The following is a 17113-nucleotide window of genomic DNA, read 5'->3' as shown; positions in this document are numbered from 1 at the left end:
CCCGTGGAAAGGGATCTGACCCCATGCAAGGCCTCAACCCGGCGGCGGGCCCAGCTTCAGCGACAGATCGATGGCCTGCACATGCTTGGTCAGGCCGCCAATGGAAATGCAGTCCACGCCGTCCTCGGCAATCGCGCGCAGGCCGTCCAGGCCCACGCTGCCGGATACTTCCAGCGGAATGCGGCGGGCGGTGATGCGCACCGCTTCGCGCCGCAGCTCGGCACTGAAATCATCCAGCAGGATGCGCTCGCAGCCCACCTGCAGGGCCTGCTGCAGCTGTTCCAGGTCTTCCACTTCCACCACCAGCGGCAACTGCGGCCAGTGCTGGCGTGCGGCGTCCACCGCAGCCGGCAGCGAGCCGGCGGCGCGGATGTGGTTTTCCTTCAGCATCACCGTGTCGTACAGGCCGAAGCGATGGTTGTCACCGCCACCGCAGCGCACCGCGTACTTCTGCGCCAGGCGCAGGCCGGGCAGGGTCTTGCGGGTGTCCAGGATGCGTGTGCCGGTGCCGGCCACGGCCGCCACGTAGCGCGCCGTGGTGGTGGCGGTGCCGGACAGGGTCTGCAGGAAATTCAGCGAGGTGCGCTCGGCGCTGACCAGGCTGCGGCTGCGGCCCTGCAGCAGGGCCAGCACCGTGCCGGCCACGACCGCCGCGCCTTCGTCCACCTGCCAGTCGATCCGCACCTGCGGGTCGAGCGCGCGATGGGTGGCGTCGAACCAGGGGCGGCCGCAGATCACCGCATCCTGCTTGCACAACAGGTAGGCGCTGTCGGGCTGGTCCGGCAGCAGGGCGGCGGTGACATCACCGCTGCCCAGGTCCTCGGCCAACGCGCGGGCGACATCGGCCGCAACCTGGGCCGCATCCGGCGTCGGCAGGGCACTCATGCGGTAGGGAAATCGGCGATCTGTGCGGTCGGGATGGCCTCCTCGGCCAGCAGCACCGGAATGCCGTCGTCCACCCGGAACACCTGCTTGCGGTCACGGGTCACCAGGGCCTCGCGCAGCGGCTGGGCCAGCGGGTTGCCATCGGCCTTGTTCACTGCGCCGGCAGAAATGGCCTTGTTGAGGGCTTCCAGGCCCTTGCCATCCAGCAGGGACAGGGGCTGGCGGGTATCGGGCGACACCAGCAGGTCAAGCAGCTTGCGATCCATGGTTCTTCGTCTTGCGTGGAAGACGGCTAGAATACGTCTTTAAGGTAGGTGACGGCCAATGACCCCCAACCCGATCGCGCCGCTCGTCGGCATCGTCATGGGTTCCCGCTCCGACTGGGAAACCATGCAGCACGCGGCCCAGAAGCTTGAAGCCCTGGGTGTTCCGTTCGAAGTGAAGGTGGTCTCGGCCCACCGCACGCCGGATGTGTTGTTCAGCTATGCCGAAGAGGCGGGCGCGCGCGGGCTGCGCGCCATCATCGCCGGTGCCGGCGGTGCGGCCCACCTGCCGGGCATGATCGCGGCCAAGACCGCGGTGCCGGTGCTGGGCGTGCCGGTGCAGTCCAAGGCCTTGAACGGCATGGATTCGCTGCTGTCGATCGTGCAGATGCCCGCTGGCATTCCGGTGGCCACCTTCGCCATCGGCAACGCAGGCGCCTCCAATGCCGCGCTGTTCGCCGCGGCCATGCTGGCCAGCGACCAGCCGGCCATCGGCCAGGCGCTGGATGCCTTCCGCACGCGCCAGACCGAAGACGTGATGGCCCACGACGACCCGCGCCAATGAACCAGACTGTCGGCATCCTTGGCGGCGGTCAGCTCGCCCGCATGATGGTCCTGGCCGGTGCGCCGCTGGGCCTGCGCTTTGAACTGTTCGACCCGGCCGCCGATGCCTGCAGCGGGCCGCTGGCGCCGCTCACCGTCGCCGCCTTCGACGACCGCCAGGCGCTGGCGGATTTCGCCGCCAAGGTGGACGTGGTCACCTTCGACTTCGAGAACGTGCCGGCCGACAGCGCGCAGTTCCTGGCCGACCGCGTGCCGGTCTATCCGCCGCCGGCCGCGCTGGCGGTGGCCCAGGACCGATTGAGCGAAAAGACCCTGTTCCAGCAGTTGGGCATTCCGCTGCCGGCCTTTGCCGATATCCGCAGCCGTGACGAACTGGCCGCGAAAGCCGCCGAGTTCGGGCTGCCGTGCATCCTCAAGACCCGCCGCCTGGGCTACGACGGCAAGGGCCAGTTCCGCCTGCGCAGCGTCGCCGACATCGACGCCGCATGGGACGCGCTGGGCGCGCAGGTCGAGCGCACCGGGCTGATCCTGGAAGGCTTTGTGGCGTTCCAGCGCGAGGTGAGCGTGGTGGCCGTGCGTGGTCGCGATGGCAGCTTCCAGGCCTGGCCGGTCACCGGCAACTGGCATGTCGATGGCGTGCTGTCGGCCAGCGTCGCCCCGGCCGTGCTGTCGGCGGCCGAGCACGAAGCCGCCATTGGCTACGCGCGCCGCGTGGCCGACCACCTGCAGTACGTGGGGGTGTTCGCGCTGGAACTGTTCTGCCGCGATGGCGAACTGCTGGCCAACGAGATGGCGCCGCGCGTGCACAACTCCGGCCACTGGACCATTGAAGGCAGCGAGACCTCGCAGTTCGAGAACCATCTGCGTGCCGTGCTGGGCCTGCCGCTGGGCAGCACCCGCATGCTCGGCCATGCCTGCATGCTGAACTGGCTGGGCGCCATGCCCGATCCGGCGCCGGTGCTGGGCCAGGCCAGCGGCCATTGGCACGACTACGGCAAGCAGCCGCGCGAGGGCCGCAAGGTGGGCCATGCCACGCTGCGCGACGACCAGGCCGATGCCCTGGCCGATGCGCTGGAGCAGGTCGGGCTGGAACTGGACCGCCAGGCGCAGGTCGCCCCGGCGGTACACGCGCTGCGCAACCGCTGAGGCAGGCGCAGCGCTGCAACATTGTGGCGCGCCGGTGCACGCATCGGCGCAGCCCCTGCGGTGGTAGCGTGGGGCTCCTTTCCCCGGAGTCACCGCCATGCTCGACTGGAACGCTTACCGCAAGGAACTGAAGGGCCGCATCGGCGAGATCGGCAAGCTCTCGCCCGATACCCTGAAAGGCTATGCGACGCTGGCCAATGCCGGCGCGCAGACCAACCACCTGGATGCCAAAACCCGCGAACTGATCGCGCTGGCCGTGGCGGTCACCACCCGCTGCGATGGCTGCATCACCGTGCACGTGGATGCGGCGCTGAAGCAGGGCGCCAGCCGCGAAGAGATTGCCGAGGCGCTGGGTGTGGCGGTGTCGCTCAATGCCGGCGCGGCGCTGGTGTACTCGGCGCGGGTGATGGATGCGGTGGCCGCGCACGAGAACGCGTGAGGCGCAGCAGCGCCAGGGCGGGGGAGCGCCGGGCCATGCCCGGCGGGTCGCCTCAGCGCAGCTGGCTTTCGGCGAATTCCCAGTTCACCAGCTGCCAGAACCCGTCCAGATAGCGCGCGCGCTCGTTCTGGTAGTCGGTGTAGTAGGCGTGCTCCCACAGGTCGCAGCCCAGCAGTGGCGTGCTGTCGCCGGTCAGCGGCGTGCCGGCGTTGCGGGTGACCTGGATGCCCAGCTGCCCGCCGGGGTGCTGCACCAGCCAGGCCCAGCCCGAACCGAACAGGCCCAGCGCGGCGCGGTTGAACTCCTCGCGCAGGCGCTGTGCATCACCGAACTGGCGCTTCACCAGTTCGCCCAGGCGGCCCTGCGGATCGCCGCCGCCGCGCGGGCGCAGGCATTGCCAGTAGAAGCCGTGGTTCCATGCCTGGGCGGCGGCGTCGAACAACGCGCCCTGGGTCTGGCGCACGATGTCTTCCAGCGTGGCCTCTTCCCATTCGGTGTCGGCAATGGCCGCATTGACCGCGTCCACATAGGCGCGATGATGGCGGCCGTGGTGCAGCTCCACGGTGGCGGCCGACAGGTGCGGCTGCAGGGAGCCGGGAAGGTAGGGCAGGGCAGGCAGTTCGACAGACATGGACAGGTTCGTGGCCAGGGGGCGGCGGCAGCCGGTACCATCGGCTTACAATGGCGGCTACCGTGGGCAGTCTAGCCGACCACCGCGGTCGGTTTGTCCGGCGAAGCAAGGAGTGAGGTGTGGCGGTAATGCAGCAAATCCAGGCCGAGGTGGATCGTTACCCGCTCGTGCTGTTCATGAAGGGCACCCCGCAATACCCGATGTGCGGCTTCTCCAGCCGCGCCGTGCAGGCCCTGATGGCCGCGGGCGCGGTGTCCCTGCGTACCGTCAACGTGCTGGAAGAGCCGGAGATCCGCGCCAACCTGCCGCGCTTCTCCAACCTGCCCACCTTCCCGCAGTTGTTCATCAACGGCGAGCTGATCGGGGGCTGCGACATCATCATGGAACTGTTCGAGGCCGGCGAGCTCAAGCGCATCGTCGAAGAGGCCACCCAGGGATGAGTGCCTGGCCGTCGACGTCGACCGATACGGCGCTCGATGGCCGTCCCCTGCGGGACCGCGTGGTGCTGGTGGCCGGCGCCGGCGGGGGGCTGGGCAGTGCTGCTGCGGTTGCTGTCGCGCGGGCCGGCGCAACGGTCGTCCTGCTGGGGCGCAAACCGCGCCGCCTGGACCGGGTCTACGCCCAGGTGCAGGCCGTCGGCCCCGAGCCGCTGCTGTATCCGCTGGATCTGGAAGGGGCCGGCCCCGACGACTACGCCGATCTGGTCCAGGCCATCGGCCGCGAGCTGGGCCGCCTGGATGGCGTGCTGGTCTGTGCCGCACATTTCCCCGGCCTGACCCCGTTTGAACTGGCCGACCCGGCCAGCTTCGCCCGCGCCGTGCATGTCACCCTGACCGCGCCGGCGTGGTTGGCCCAGGCCTGCCTGCCCCTGCTGCGCCAGCGCGAGGATGCCGCCCTGGTATTCGCCGTGGACGCGCCCGAACGGGTGGGGCAGGCCTATTGGGGCGGTTATGGCGTGGCCCAGCATGGGTTGCGCGGGCTGATCGCCAGCCTGCATGACGAACTGGCCAATGGACCGGTGCGGGTGTCGGGACTGTACCCCGGCCCGTTGCGCACCGCCCTGCGTGCACGCGCCTATTCGATCGACGAGGACGCGACGGCCGCCGGGCCGGAAACGGCAGCAGAGGCCGCTGTCGCACTGCTGTCCGCCGCCGGCCAGCGCTGGCGCGGCCAGGTACTTGACGCCTGCCGGGACCCTGTCTCCCGTTAAGCGCTCGATAGTCCGGAATGAAGATTCCGTCACGATAGCGTTGCGATCCGGTGCCGTTTGTCGCACAACCGTCACATTGATGGGATAGCGTGTTAATCTAGTGTTAACCGTTGCGGCAGCTGCCGTTCACGGTAGGGAACCCCAGATAAATCTCCGAGCAGCCGCCCGCAAGGCTGTTTGGATGCGCTTTTTTTCCGCCATCGCCAACTCGCATCGAGGCTACCGAAAAATGACCCACCCACTCCGGATGTCCAAGCTCACCCTTGGTCTCGTGGCTGCACTTGCCGCCGCCCCCGCCTTCGCCCAGAGCACCTCTGCCGGTGTCGGCGGCCAGGTCGTGTCCCGCAGCGGCCAGCCCGTTGCCGGCGCTGAAGTCACCATCACCCACAGTGAGTCGGGCACCGTCTCGCGTGCGACCACCGACGCGGCCGGTCGCTACAACGCGCGCGGCCTGCGCGTGGGCGGTCCGTACACCATCACCATCACCAAGCCGGGTGAAGGCACCAAGACCGAAGATGGCGTCTACCTGGGCGTGAACCAGACCGGCACCATCAACGCCACCCTGACCGGTGACCTGGCCGGCGCCACCAACCTGGACACCGTGCAGGTCACCGCTGTCGGCGGCGGCTCGGAAGTGTTCAGCGCCACCAAGATGGGCTCGGGCACCAACATCAGCCAGCAGCAGATCGAAGTTGCGCCGTCCATCGGCGGCAACATCCAGGATCTGATGCGCCTTGACCCGCGCGTCACCTTCATCGACCGCGCCTCGGGCTCGATCTCGGCCGGTGGCCAGAACCCGCGCTACAACTCGATCAACATCGACGGCGTGTCGGCCAGCGACACCTTCGGTCTGGAAGGCAACAACATGCCGACCCGCCGCCAGCCGGTCGCGATGGAAGCCATCGAAGCGCTGGACATCAACCTGTCCAACTACGACGTCAGCATCGCTGCCGCGTCCGGTGCCACCGTCAACGCGGTGACCAAGTCCGGTACCAATGAATTCCACGGTTCGGTCTACGGTACCTACCGTGACGGCGACTGGTTCGGTGACAACCCGGAAGGCCAGCCCTTCAACGGTTTCACCAAGGAAAAGACCTACGGCATGACCCTGGGCGGCCCGATCGTCAAGGACAAGCTGTTCTTCTTCGCCAACTACGAGAAGTTCGAGCAGGCTGCACCGGGTGCCGACATCGCCACCACGCCGCTGGGCAAGGCCAATGGCCAGTTCACCCTGGCTGACGTGACCCGTGCGCAGGAAATCGCGCAGGGCTACGGCATCGACGCCGGTGGCCTGGAAAGCAACGGCGACACCAGCATGGAAGAGTACGCGCTGAAGCTGGACTGGAACATCAGCGACAACCACCGTGCCAGCATCCGTTACAGCAAGATCGACCAGAGCAAGCTGCGCATCAACGGCATGACCACCAGCTCGGCCTCGCTGAGCTCGTACTGGTACCAGCACGACAAGACCAACGAGAGCTACGTCGCCCAGCTGTTCAGCGACTGGACCGACACCTTCTCGACCGAACTGAAGGCCTCGTACCGCGAGTACTCGGCCATCCGTAACGTGAGCACGGACGCCCCGAGCGTGCGTATCTACTTCGGTGGCACGCAGGCTGCGCCGAGCGGCGACTCGCTGTACCTGGGTACCGAAGCCAACTCGCAGAACAACGTGCTGGAAACCAAGGCGTGGAACTACTACGCCGCCGGTACCTGGACCCTGGGTGACCACGACGTCAAGTTCGGTGCCTCCTACGACACCAACGACATCTACAACTACTTCGGTGCCAACTCGTACGGCACGTATGTGTTCTACGGCCTGGACAACTTCGCCAACGGCATCTGGAGCAACTACAACTACAACCCGGAACGCACCCCGGGTTCGATCCCCGCTGACTACAAGTACAGCAACCTGGCGCTGTTCGTGCAGGACACCTGGTACGTCAACAGCAACCTGACCCTGACCCTGGGTCTGCGCGCTGACCGTCCGGACACCAGCCCGGCACCGGCCTACAACGCACCGGCCTCGACCCTGTTCGGCTACAACAACAGCAAGGTCCTGAACGCCAAGTTCCTGGTGCAGCCGCGCTTCGGCTTCAACTACACCTTCGACACCGAGCGCCCGACCCAGCTGCGCGGCGGCGTGGGCCTGTTCCAGGGTGAATCCCCGCAGGTGTGGCTGAGCAACAGCTACTCGGCGACCGGTTTCAACAACAACGTCTACACCCTGCGTCCGGCCGACTACACCGATGCGCTGAAGTTCAACCCGGACAAGGACACCCAGCCGGTCCCGACCGGTCCGGGGGCGACCACCCAGAACGTCAACTTCGTCGGCAATGACTTCCGCATGCCGTCGACCTACAAGGCCAACCTGGCCTTCGACCATGAAACCCCGTGGTACGGCATCGTGGCATCGGCCGAACTGCTGGTCACCAAGGTCAAGGACGGCCTGTTCTACCAGAACCTGAACCTGGGCCCGGTCCAGTACCAGGGTCCGGATGGTCGCGACATGTTCTACAGCGCTTCGAAGGTCGGCGCCTGGACCGACAACGATTCGCGCGTGCAGCGCAACCGTGCCTACAGCAACGTCTACCTGATCAACAACACCGACAAGGGCCGCACCTCGCAGTTCACCGCGTCGCTGAGCAAGCCGTGGTCGGATACCAGTGACTGGTCCTGGAACATCGGCTACACCTACACCGATGCCACCGAAGTCGGCTCGCTGACCAGCTCCACCGCCAGCTCGGGTTGGAACTACCAGTACGCCTTCGACGCCAACACCCCGGTCGAGAACACCTCGCGCTACCAGATCCGTGACCGCCTGTCGGGTGCGCTGAACTGGAAGCACAAGTTCTTCGGTGACTACGAAACCCGCGTTGGCCTGGTGTACGAAGGCCGTAGCGGCCGTCCGTACAGCTACGTGTTCGTCAACGACGCCAACGGCGACGGCCGCAGCGCCAACGACCTGTTCTACGTGCCGAAGGGCCCGGGCGACGTGCTGTTCGGTACGCTGGCAGCCAATGGCCAGTTCACCGCCGACGCGGCCATGGAGAAGAACTTCTTCGCATGGCTGGCCGCCAACCCGGATCTGGCCAAGTACGCCGGCAGCACGCCGGGTGCCAACCAGTTCCGTACCGGCTGGATCAACACCTTCGACATCCGTATCAGCCAGCAGCTGCCGGGCTTCATGAAGGGCCACAAGTCGGAAATCTGGCTGGATATCCAGAACGTCGGCAACATGCTGAACAAGAAGTGGGGCAACATCTACGACTACGGCTTCTTCGCCGACAGCCGTGTGGCCACCCTGCAGGGCATGTACCAGGGCAAGTACGTGTACAACTACCGCGGCGCGGACACCCCGACCGTGGCCAACGCAGACGCCGACGGTTTCGATATCGGTGTTTCGCAGTGGTCGCTGCAGCTGGGCTTCCGCTACCAGTTCTGATGAACTGACGTAGTTGCTGCACACGGAAACGGCCGGGGAAACCCGGCCGTTTTCCGTTCAGGCGAAAGTGCTTGCGGGGCGTTTGCCTTCGGCGTAGCATCCAGACACGTGCGCGGCGCCTTCGCCGCAACGGCGGTCCCAGCAACGGCGAACGCGGTCAGCACGTATCCAACGGTCGGGTTTCCCGGCCGTTTTGCTTTTTAAGGGGGCGGCAGTACAGTCGGAAACCTTGAAGGAAGCGAAAAGTTGGATATGACGACGAACGAAAAGGCAGCCCGTGCGCTGCCGGTGCAGGATGCGCGGATCTACCCGCGTGGTGGGCTGGATGTGTTGTCGCGCGCCGAAGTGGCGCGCCTGCGCGATGCCTCCGGTGGCGGCATGCACGAGCTGTTGCGCCGCTGCGCACTGGCCGTGCTGACCAGTGGCAGTGCCTCGGACGATCCGCGCGCTGCGCGTGATCTCTACCCCGATTTCGACATCCAGGTGGCGCAGCAGGATCGCGGCGTGCGCATCGACCTGGTGAACGCCCCGGCGATGGCCTTCGTCGATGGCGATATCATCCGCGGCGTGGCCGAACTGCTGTTCGCGGTGGTGCGCGACCTCGCCTACATGGCCATCGAGATGGGCCCGGCCTATGCGGCCGAGCTGGAATCGTCCGAAGGCATCACCAACGCGGTGTTCGGCCTGCTGCGCAACGCGCGCATCCTCAACCCGGGCGACCCGAACCTGGTGGTCTGCTGGGGCGGCCATTCGATCGGCCGCGACGAATACCTGTACACCAAGCAGGTGGGCTACGAGCTGGGCCTGCGCGGCCTGGACATCTGTACCGGCTGCGGCCCCGGCGCCATGAAGGGCCCGATGAAGGGCGCCACCATCGCCCATGCCAAGCAGCGCAGGACGGTCACCCGCTACATCGGCCTGACCGAGCCGGGCATCATCGCGGCCGAGTCGCCGAACCCGATCGTGAACCACCTGGTCATCATGCCGGACATCGAGAAGCGCCTGGAGGCCTTCGTCCGCATCGGCCACGGCATCATCGTGTTCGCCGGTGGCGTGGGTACCGCCGAAGAGATCCTGTACCTGCTGGGCATCCTGCTGCGCGAGGAAAACAAGGACCTGCCGTTCCCGCTGATCCTGACCGGCCCGACCGTGGCAGCGCCGTACTTCGAGCAGATCGACCGGTTCATCCGCCTGACCCTGGGCGATGCGGCGGCCGAACGCTACGAGATCATCATTGGCGACCCGGTGGCCGTGGCCAAGAAGATGGCCAGCGGCATCAAGCAGGTGCGCGAGTACCGCCTGGCGCAGAAGGATTCGTTCTTCTTCAACTGGTCCATCGAGATTCCGTGGGAGTACCAGCAGCCGTTCGTGCCGACCCACGAGGCGATGGCCGCGCTGGACCTGCACCACGGCCGTGCCCCGCACGCGCTGGCGGCCGACCTGCGCCGGGCCTTCTCCGGCATCGTGGCCGGCAACGTGAAGGAAGACGGCATGCGCCGCATCGAGCAGTTCGGCCCGTTCCAGATCCATGGCGACGCGGACATGATGCAGGCCCTGGACGCGCTGCTGCGCGCCTTCGTGGACCAGCGCCGGATGAAGATTTCCGGCGAGTACCAGCCCTGCTACCAGGTGCTGGCCTGACCGGCCGGGGTCGGAGCCCCTTCGGGGATCCGACCCCAACGCTCCGACCCAGGGGTCGGATCCCCGCAGGGGCTCCGACCCCAACGCCCGGCCCAGGGGTCGGATCCCCGCAGGGGCTCTGACCCCAACGCTCCGACCCAGGGGTCGGATCCCCGCAGGGGCTCTGACCCCAACGCTCCGACCCAGGGGTCGGATCCCCGCAGGGGCTCTGACCCCCGACCGGCGCGCTGGCGTGTCAACCCTTTGACGCCCATCGCCCGGAACTGACCGTTCATCCTGCCGCCGCTTGCCGGCGGCCGGCGGCTGCGCCATCGTGGCCACCAACACGCTGGGGAGCGTCCAATGAAACTGCGCCGGTCCAACGGCTTCACGCTGGTCGAGTTGATGGTCACCGTCGCGGTGGTCGCCATTCTCGGCACCATTGCGTTTCCGAGTTTCCAGAGCACCATCCGTTCCAATCGAATCGCCACGGCCGGCAATGAAATGACCGGCCTGCTGTCGTTGGCCCGCAGCGAGGCCGTGCGCAACAAGCGTGGCGGCGGCGTCTGCGGCAGTTCCGATGGCAGCAGCTGCGACGGCGCCTGGCGCTCGGGCATGCTGGCCTGGGCCGACGTGGACGGCAATGGCAGCAAGGGCGCCAGCGAGGCCGTGCTGCGCTTCGTTGCCGTTACCTCCGATTCGGTCACCGTGACCGGACCGGCCGCCGAAGTCGCCTTCGATGCCCGCGGTCGCCGCAAGGCGGCCGCCGCCCAGCAGATCACCCTGCAGCCGGTGAAGTGCGGCAGCGATCCGCAGCGCCGTACCCTGACCGTCAACGCGGCAGGCCAGATCACCTCCACCAAGGCCGCCTGCCAATGAGCCGTCGTCTTCCCTCGTTCTCGCGGCGCCAGGCCGGTTTCAGCCTGCTGGAAGTGCTGATCGCCATCCTGATCCTCGGCTTCGGCCTGCTGGGTTTCGCCCTGCTGCAGACCATGAACGTGCGCTTCGTGCAGAGCGCCAATTACCGCACCCAGGCCACCAACCTGGCCTACGACCTGCTGGACCAGATGCGCAGCAACCGCTACCAGGCGGGCTGGTACACCGGCGCCAGCTTTGCGGCCAACTCGATCAACATCAGCTCCTGCACCCGCGTGCTGGGCGTCGACCAGGGCGTGGCCGCCAACATCACCCGCTGGCAGTGCCAGGTGGTGCAGTCGCTGGGCGAGGGCGCCAGCGCCACCGTGCTCAACGCCAATGGCCGGGTCACCGTCGGCATCGCCTGGGGCGACCAGCGCTGGGATCCGCAGAATCCCAATGCCCGTACCACCTTCACCCTGGTATCGCAGCTGTGAGCGCGCGTATTTCTTCCCGTCGCCTGGCCGCCGGTCTGTCGCTGATCGAAATGATGGTGGCCATGGTCATCGGCCTGGTGCTGATGCTGGGCGTGGTGCAGGTGTTCATCGCCTCGCGCACCGCGTCGCGGCTGGCCGAAGGCAATGCGCGCGCGCAGGAGAACGGCCGCTTCGCGCTGGAGTTCCTGCAGCGCGACATCCGCATGGCCGGCCACTTCGGCTGCGTGAATGACCAGGCGCACTTCGTCAAGGGCGAGGGCGATCCGACCATCAACACCGGCGTCGCCACGGGCTCGGGCCATCCGCTGGATTTCAGCGTCAGCATCCAGGGCTATGAAGCCCCCGGCACCGGGCCGGGTACCAGCCTGACTGTCGGCGGCAGCTGGCCGGCCGTGACCGGCCTGCCGGCCTCCATCAGCGCGCTCAAGCCGCGCGATGGCAGCGATATCCTGGTGCTGCGCTACCTGGCCGCCGAAGGCGTGCCGGTCACCGCGCTGGCGCCCAGTGCCAACAGCGTGGTCGGCTTCGACAGCACGGCCGGTCGGCGCCTGCTGGAAGGCGGCGTTGCCACGCCCACGCTGTTCGGTGTGGCCGACTGCAGCCATGTGAACGTGTTCAAGGGCACCTACGCTGCCGGCCAGGTCACCGCCAGTGGCGCCAACCTGGACCGCTACACCGTGCAGCCCACCGGCCAGACCATGATCTACCGTGCCGAATCGGTGGTGTATTTCGTGGGCACTTCGGCCACCACCGGCGAGCCGGCGCTGATGCGCGCCCGCTCCGATGGCGTCGACGGCTATGCCGCCGCCGAAGAACTGGTCGAAGGCATCGAGAACATGCAGCTGCTGTTCGGCCTGGACAGCACCACGGCGATCACCAGCACCACCCCGCCCACCGGCAACATCACCACCGTGGCCATTGCCAGCGGCGTGTCCACCGGCACCAATGCGGCGGCAGCGGCAGAGTGGCGGCGGGTCGGGCAGGTGCAGGTCGGCATCCTGGCGCGCAGCCCGCAGCCGTCGCAGGCCGCAGCGCCCACCGACGCGCTGCGCTATCCGCGCATGCTGGGCGTCGGCTTTGCGCCGTCCACGCCGAACGACACGCGCTACCGCTCTGCGTACGAATCCACCATTGCCCTGCGCAACCGCCTCTTCGGGAACTGATGCCATGAACGCTCGAGCCCGCATCCGTCGGATGCCCCGCCAGCAGCGCGGTGCCGTGCTGTACGTCGCGCTGATCATGCTGATCCTGCTGGCGCTGATCGGCATCGCCGGCATGCAGGTGGCGGGCATGCAGGAAAAGATGGCGTCCAACTACCTGGCAACCAACATCGCCTTCCAGAATGCCGAAGGCGTGACCCGCCGCAGTGAACGCGCGGTCGAGGCCATCGCCAACCGCACCGCCGCCGCGGCCGATGCACCGCTGGTGGCCAGCGACATCCAGGACAACTGCGATATCGCCTTCGATCCGGTGGGCTGGGGCCGTGACCGCGCGCTGACCACCGTGCAGGCGGTGAACGTGCGCCGCATCGATACCTGCGTGATCGGCGGCGGCTCGCTGTCGATGGGCAAGCCGCTGGATCCGGTCACGCCGATCTACCAGATCACCACTTTTGCCACCGATACCGCCACGGACTCCTCGTCCACGGCGTCGGTCGATTCCATCTTCAAGCTCTGAGGCCGCCGGCATGTCCCGTCGCAAATCCCGGATCATCGCCGCGTCCGCCCTCGCCGTACTGGGCGTGGGCGGTTACTTCGCCTACAGCCTGTTTGCCGCGCAGGGGCAGGGCGATCTCGCGCAGGCGCCGCTGAACAACACCACCTCGATCCAGCCCGCTTTCATCATGGCGGTGGACGATTCCAACTCGATGACCTTCGAGCGGATCTTCCGCGGTGGCGATGGTCGCATGCAGTGGAACGGCAGCAGTTTCTTCAGCTCTGCCGGCGTGTTCTACAACGTGGGCGAAGCGTGCGGCAACAATTCCACCGACTGCTACCTGTACCTGTTCCCGCACTCGAACTTCAACACGTCCTATTCGCCGGGCCGCGCGATCCCGCCGATCGATGCGTTCGGCTTTGCCCGTTCGCCCACCTACAACGCCAGCTACTACAACCCGGCCGTGACCTACGAACCGTGGAGCCTGCCGGCGCGTGACAGCGCGCAGAACATCCTCTGGCCGAATGCCTCGTTCAGCGCCGCGCGCGTTGATCCGCGCGATCCAACCGTCTACGGCAGCGATTTCAATACCGGTTACAACACCGTGTACGACCTGTCCTCGCGCCAGGTCAACGGCGAGGCGTTCCAGTTCGTTACCGGCATGACCATCCCGGCCGGTACCCGCTACCGCTCCAATGGCCGTACCTGCAACAGCAACAACAACAACGGCAATGGCCTGGCCAGTTCCGGCAACGTCTGGACCAACCTGGGCAGCGACGTGCTGGTGCGTGCCGACTGCACGGTGCAGATCGCCTACGTGCCGGCAACGTTCTACCTGCCGGCGGACCAGGCCGCACCGGCCGGCTACCTCACCGGCGACGCCAACCGTCCGCTGATCAGCAATGCCTGTGGCCCGGGCTGCGACATGCGCCGCTACCAGATCCTGCCGGAGAACTACCCCGCCAACAGTCCCGATCTGGTCAACGCGCAGCGCAACTTCGCCAACTGGTTCCAGTACCACCGCAACCGCATCCTGTCGATGGTCGGCTCGTCCTCGCACGCCATGGTGGGCGTGGAGAACATGCGCGTGGGCTATTTCACCATCAACGCCCGCAACAACGTGACCATGTACGACGTGGCCACCCAGCGCCCGGACCTGTTCGGCCAGATCTACCGGCTCAAGCCCAATGGCGGTACCCCGAACCGGCAGGCGGTGGCTTACCTGGGTGAGCAGTTCCGCCGCACCGATGCGGGTGCGCCGGTCATCCGCGCCTGCCAGAAGAACGGCGGCATGCTGTTCACCGACGGCTACACCAACGTGGGCAACTCGGCCAGCGGCTATGGCAATGCCGACAGCGCCGGCGGCACCTTCTTCCCGGCCCAGCCGTTCGCCGATAACTACAGCAATACCATCGCCGACATCGCGGCGTCGTACTACGCCGGTGGCTCCACCCCGCTGCGCAGCGGTGCCAGCTTCCCCGCCGGCCTGGTGCCGGTGCCGGACCAGTGCAGTACGCTCAGCCAGTCCTCGCCGGACTGGAAGCGGCTGGATTGCCAGACCAACCTGCACATGAACTTCTACGGCGTCACCCTGGGCGCGCAGGGCCTGATCTACGAGGTCAACCAGGCCGCCACCGACGATCCGTACGCCAACCCGCCGAACTGGAACGCCAATGGCGATCCGCTCACCGACGACGACGGCCGCGTGATCGACGAGCTGTGGCATGCCGCCATCAACACCCGTGGCGAGTTCATCAACGCCAAGACCCCGTCGGACGTGACCGAGGCCATGCGCCGCGTGCTGTCGGCGGTGGGCTCGGGGCAGACGCCGTCCGGTACGTTCGCGCTCAGTGGCGCGCGCATCGGTACCGGTTCGCTCACCGTCACTCCCATGTACGACGTGCAGAACAATGGCACCGACTGGTACAGCAAGCTGACCGCCAGCAGCGTGTCGGTGAACCCCACCACCCGCGAAGCGCAGTACACCACCCGCTGGGAAGCCAGTGCGCAGATGCCGGCAGCGGCCGCGCGCAACGTCTTCTTCAACGACGGCAGCAGCGTGCGCAAGTTCAGCGGCACCACGGTCACCCTGGCCGGGCTCTGCAACCTGTCCAGCGCGCTGTATCCGGCGCAGTCGATCTGCACCGCTGCCAACCTGGCGGCGCTGGGTGCCGATGCCAACAGTGCGGCCAACTATCTGCTGGGCGAAACCAGCGGTGAAGTGCGCAGCGGCGGCACGCTGCGCGACCGCACCACGGTGCTGGGCGACATCGTCAACTCCACGCCGGTGATCAGTGCGCCGGTGGACGACTTCGGCTACCGCGCGCTCGGCGGCACCCTGGGCACCAGCTACACCAACTACCTGACCAGCAAGCGCAACAACAACCGCTACGTGGTCTATGCCGGCGCCAATGACGGCATGCTGCATGCGTTCGATGGCGGCATGGATGCGGCCGGCACGATCGGCGGCAACGGTGGCCGTGAACTGTTCGGCTACATTCCGGCCACCTCGTACGGGCACATGGGCAACCTGCTGCTGCCGTATGACCCGACCAAGAAGAACGCCCAGCCGTTCGTGCACAAGTACTTCGTCGATGGTCCGCTGACCGTGGGCGATACCTACTACGGTGCGGCCTGGCACACCACCCTGGTCGGCACCACCGGTGCGGGCGGGCGCGGCGTGTTCGCGCTGGACGTGACCACGCCGGGCAGTTTCGCCGCGGCCAATCGCCTGTGGGAAATCAACGACCTGGCCGGTGACGCCACCGTGCGTGCCAACATCGGCCACGTGCTGGGCAAGCCGGTCATCGTGCCGGTGCGCGCGGCCGATGGCAGCGTCAGCTGGAAGGCGATCTTCGGCAACGGCTATTCCAGTGCCAGTGGCAAGGCCGTGCTGTTCGTGGTCGATATCGGCAGCACTACGCCGACCATCCGCATGATCGAAGCGGGCGAGCCCAATTCCACCATCGCCGGCCGTAACGGCCTGGGCAACATCGTGGTGGTGGACCGGGTCAACAACCTGACCATCGATCCGGTGACCAACAAGCCCACCCGCGTACGCGACGGCTACGCCGATACCGTCTACGCCGCCGACCTGAAGGGCGCGGTGTGGAAGTTCGACCTGACCTCGACCGACACCTCGGTCACCGTGCCTGTGTTCACCACCGGCACCTTCGTGCAGAACGGGCAGACCTACCGGCAGCCGATCACCGGTGGCCTGCAGGTGGCCTCGGGTGAGCGCGGCGGCGTGCTGGTGATGTTCGGTACCGGCAGCTTCTCGTTCAACGACGACACCCTGCCGATCTCGGCCACCCAGATCCAGAGCCTGTACGGCTTCAACGATGTGGTGAACGGTGCGGTGACCACCACGCTCACCCGCGCCAACCTGACCCCGAACGCGGTGGTCACCACCAGCGGCTCGCGTACGCTGCAGGTGGGTACGGCGCCCACCTCGTCGCTGGGCTGGTACGTGGACCTGCCTGCCGGCGAACGTGCGGTGGGTTACCCGGAGCTGGCCTCGGGCATCCTGTTCATCCCCACCTACGCCCCGGTGGAAGTGACCAGTGGCTGCAGCACGTCCGGTGCGAACTGGCTGTTCGGCCTGAATCCGCGCAGCGGTGCGGGCGCGCTGTCCGGCGTGCGGGTCGGGTCGCCCACCGGTACGTCGGCCGCCGCCGGTACGGCTGCAATGGCACTGAACTCGCCGGGCACCGCGCCGATCAAGGACGTGGGCGTGTCGGTGGTGCCGCGCCTGCAGCCGCCGACCAATCCGAACGACGGCACCGGTGTGCCGACAGTACCGGCCGGTGCCGGCTGCTGGATGGTGGTCAATGTGTCCGGCGCACAGCCGCTGTACGTGCCGTATCCCTGTGGCCGCCAGTCCTGGCGCCAGATCCAGTAAC

General features: G+C 67.1%; 15 protein-coding genes. 12 read left to right on the top strand and 3 right to left on the bottom strand.

Annotated elements, in window-relative coordinates:
- Positions 1-33: 33 nt before the first annotated feature.
- Positions 34-885: a carboxylating nicotinate-nucleotide diphosphorylase gene (gene nadC, locus AC06FA_RS02310; RefSeq protein WP_478066946.1), complete on the bottom strand. Its 852-nt coding sequence runs from the start codon at positions 883-885 to the stop codon at positions 34-36.
- A complete protein-coding gene (locus AC06FA_RS02305) occupies positions 882-1151 on the bottom strand; it encodes a Trm112 family protein (RefSeq protein ID WP_014036599.1) in 270 nt (89 codons plus the stop codon). Before AC06FA_RS02305 ends, nadC begins: the two co-directional genes overlap by 4 nt.
- Positions 1152-1209: 58 nt before the next feature.
- Here AC06FA_RS02305 and purE point away from each other — a divergent pair, with 58 nt between their 5' ends.
- The 3 genes from purE (at position 1210) to AC06FA_RS02290 (ending at position 3297) form a co-directional block, all read left to right on the top strand.
- Positions 1210-1713, top strand: coding sequence for a 5-(carboxyamino)imidazole ribonucleotide mutase (gene purE, locus AC06FA_RS02300; RefSeq protein WP_478066945.1), 504 nt, complete (start codon positions 1210-1212; stop codon positions 1711-1713).
- A complete protein-coding gene (locus tag AC06FA_RS02295) occupies positions 1710-2858 on the top strand; it encodes a 5-(carboxyamino)imidazole ribonucleotide synthase (RefSeq protein WP_478066944.1) in 1149 nt (382 codons plus the stop codon). The genes purE and AC06FA_RS02295 overlap by 4 nt, the downstream gene beginning before the upstream one ends.
- A 97-nt stretch (positions 2859-2955) precedes the next feature.
- Positions 2956-3297 carry a carboxymuconolactone decarboxylase family protein gene (locus tag AC06FA_RS02290; RefSeq protein WP_108752682.1) on the top strand — a complete coding sequence of 114 codons (342 nt, stop codon included), beginning with the start codon at positions 2956-2958 and terminating at the stop codon, positions 3295-3297.
- Between the two features lie 52 nt (positions 3298-3349).
- Here AC06FA_RS02290 and AC06FA_RS02285 read toward each other — a convergent pair whose 3' ends face one another.
- Positions 3350-3928, bottom strand: coding sequence for a superoxide dismutase (locus tag AC06FA_RS02285; RefSeq protein ID WP_478066943.1), 579 nt, complete (start codon positions 3926-3928; stop codon positions 3350-3352).
- A 119-nt stretch (positions 3929-4047) separates the two neighbouring features.
- On the opposite strand from AC06FA_RS02285, the gene grxD reads away from it, so the two are divergent.
- From grxD to AC06FA_RS02240, 9 genes are all read left to right on the top strand, one after another.
- Positions 4048-4368, top strand: a complete 321-nt coding sequence (gene grxD, locus AC06FA_RS02280; protein ID WP_108749163.1) for a Grx4 family monothiol glutaredoxin — start codon at positions 4048-4050, stop codon at positions 4366-4368.
- Positions 4365-5138, top strand: coding sequence for an SDR family NAD(P)-dependent oxidoreductase (locus AC06FA_RS02275; protein WP_478066942.1), 774 nt, complete (start codon positions 4365-4367; stop codon positions 5136-5138). Before grxD ends, AC06FA_RS02275 begins: the two co-directional genes overlap by 4 nt.
- Before the next feature lie 247 nt (positions 5139-5385).
- A complete protein-coding gene (locus AC06FA_RS02270) occupies positions 5386-8583 on the top strand; it encodes a TonB-dependent receptor (RefSeq protein ID WP_478067109.1) in 3198 nt (1065 codons plus the stop codon).
- Positions 8584-8835: 252 nt separating this feature from the next.
- The gene (gene ppnN / locus AC06FA_RS02265; RefSeq protein ID WP_478067107.1) at positions 8836-10224 is read left to right on the top strand and encodes a nucleotide 5'-monophosphate nucleosidase PpnN; all 1389 of its coding nucleotides are present in this window, start codon (positions 8836-8838) and stop codon (positions 10222-10224) included.
- A 342-nt stretch (positions 10225-10566) separates the two neighbouring features.
- Positions 10567-11082 carry a GspH/FimT family pseudopilin gene (locus AC06FA_RS02260; protein ID WP_478066941.1) on the top strand — a complete coding sequence of 172 codons (516 nt, stop codon included), beginning with the start codon at positions 10567-10569 and terminating at the stop codon, positions 11080-11082.
- Entirely contained in the window at positions 11079-11555 is a 477-nt protein-coding gene (pilV, locus tag AC06FA_RS02255) for a type IV pilus modification protein PilV (protein ID WP_478066940.1), read from the top strand. Before AC06FA_RS02260 ends, pilV begins: the two co-directional genes overlap by 4 nt.
- An 8-nt stretch (positions 11556-11563) precedes the next feature.
- A complete protein-coding gene (locus AC06FA_RS02250) occupies positions 11564-12718 on the top strand; it encodes a PilW family protein (RefSeq protein ID WP_478067106.1) in 1155 nt (384 codons plus the stop codon).
- A gap of 4 nt (positions 12719-12722) precedes the next feature.
- The gene (locus tag AC06FA_RS02245; protein ID WP_478066939.1) at positions 12723-13232 is read left to right on the top strand and encodes a pilus assembly PilX family protein; all 510 of its coding nucleotides are present in this window, start codon (positions 12723-12725) and stop codon (positions 13230-13232) included.
- 10 nt (positions 13233-13242) lie between these two features.
- Complete coding sequence (locus AC06FA_RS02240) at positions 13243-17112, top strand: pilus assembly protein (RefSeq protein WP_478066938.1); 3870 nt, start codon at positions 13243-13245, stop codon at positions 17110-17112.
- The last annotated feature ends 1 nt before the right edge of the window (position 17113 follow it).

It is taken from the genome of Stenotrophomonas sp. Steno-C17, assembly GCF_056393165.1.
The sequence above is the reverse complement of the archived record's forward strand: the minus strand, read 5'-3'. Positions and strand labels throughout refer to the sequence as shown.

Bases quoted from the DNA above. Each gene is read 5' to 3' on its own strand.
- nadC (WP_478066946.1), bottom strand. From the start codon at position 885: ATGAGTGCCCTGCCGACGCCGGATGCGGCCCAGGTTGCGGCCGATGTC.
- AC06FA_RS02305 (WP_014036599.1), bottom strand. From the start codon at position 1,151: ATGGATCGCAAGCTGCTTGACCTGCTGGTGTCGCCCGATACCCGCCAG.
- purE (WP_478066945.1), top strand. From the start codon at position 1,210: ATGACCCCCAACCCGATCGCGCCGCTCGTCGGCATCGTCATGGGTTCC.
- AC06FA_RS02295 (WP_478066944.1), top strand. From the start codon at position 1,710: ATGAACCAGACTGTCGGCATCCTTGGCGGCGGTCAGCTCGCCCGCATG.
- AC06FA_RS02290 (WP_108752682.1), top strand. From the start codon at position 2,956: ATGCTCGACTGGAACGCTTACCGCAAGGAACTGAAGGGCCGCATCGGC.
- AC06FA_RS02285 (WP_478066943.1), bottom strand. From the start codon at position 3,928: ATGTCTGTCGAACTGCCTGCCCTGCCCTACCTTCCCGGCTCCCTGCAG.
- AC06FA_RS02275 (WP_478066942.1), top strand. From the start codon at position 4,365: ATGAGTGCCTGGCCGTCGACGTCGACCGATACGGCGCTCGATGGCCGT.
- AC06FA_RS02270 (WP_478067109.1), top strand. From the start codon at position 5,386: ATGTCCAAGCTCACCCTTGGTCTCGTGGCTGCACTTGCCGCCGCCCCC.
- ppnN (WP_478067107.1), top strand. From the start codon at position 8,836: ATGACGACGAACGAAAAGGCAGCCCGTGCGCTGCCGGTGCAGGATGCG.
- AC06FA_RS02260 (WP_478066941.1), top strand. From the start codon at position 10,567: ATGAAACTGCGCCGGTCCAACGGCTTCACGCTGGTCGAGTTGATGGTC.
- pilV (WP_478066940.1), top strand. From the start codon at position 11,079: ATGAGCCGTCGTCTTCCCTCGTTCTCGCGGCGCCAGGCCGGTTTCAGC.
- AC06FA_RS02245 (WP_478066939.1), top strand. From the start codon at position 12,723: ATGAACGCTCGAGCCCGCATCCGTCGGATGCCCCGCCAGCAGCGCGGT.
- AC06FA_RS02240 (WP_478066938.1), top strand. From the start codon at position 13,243: ATGTCCCGTCGCAAATCCCGGATCATCGCCGCGTCCGCCCTCGCCGTA.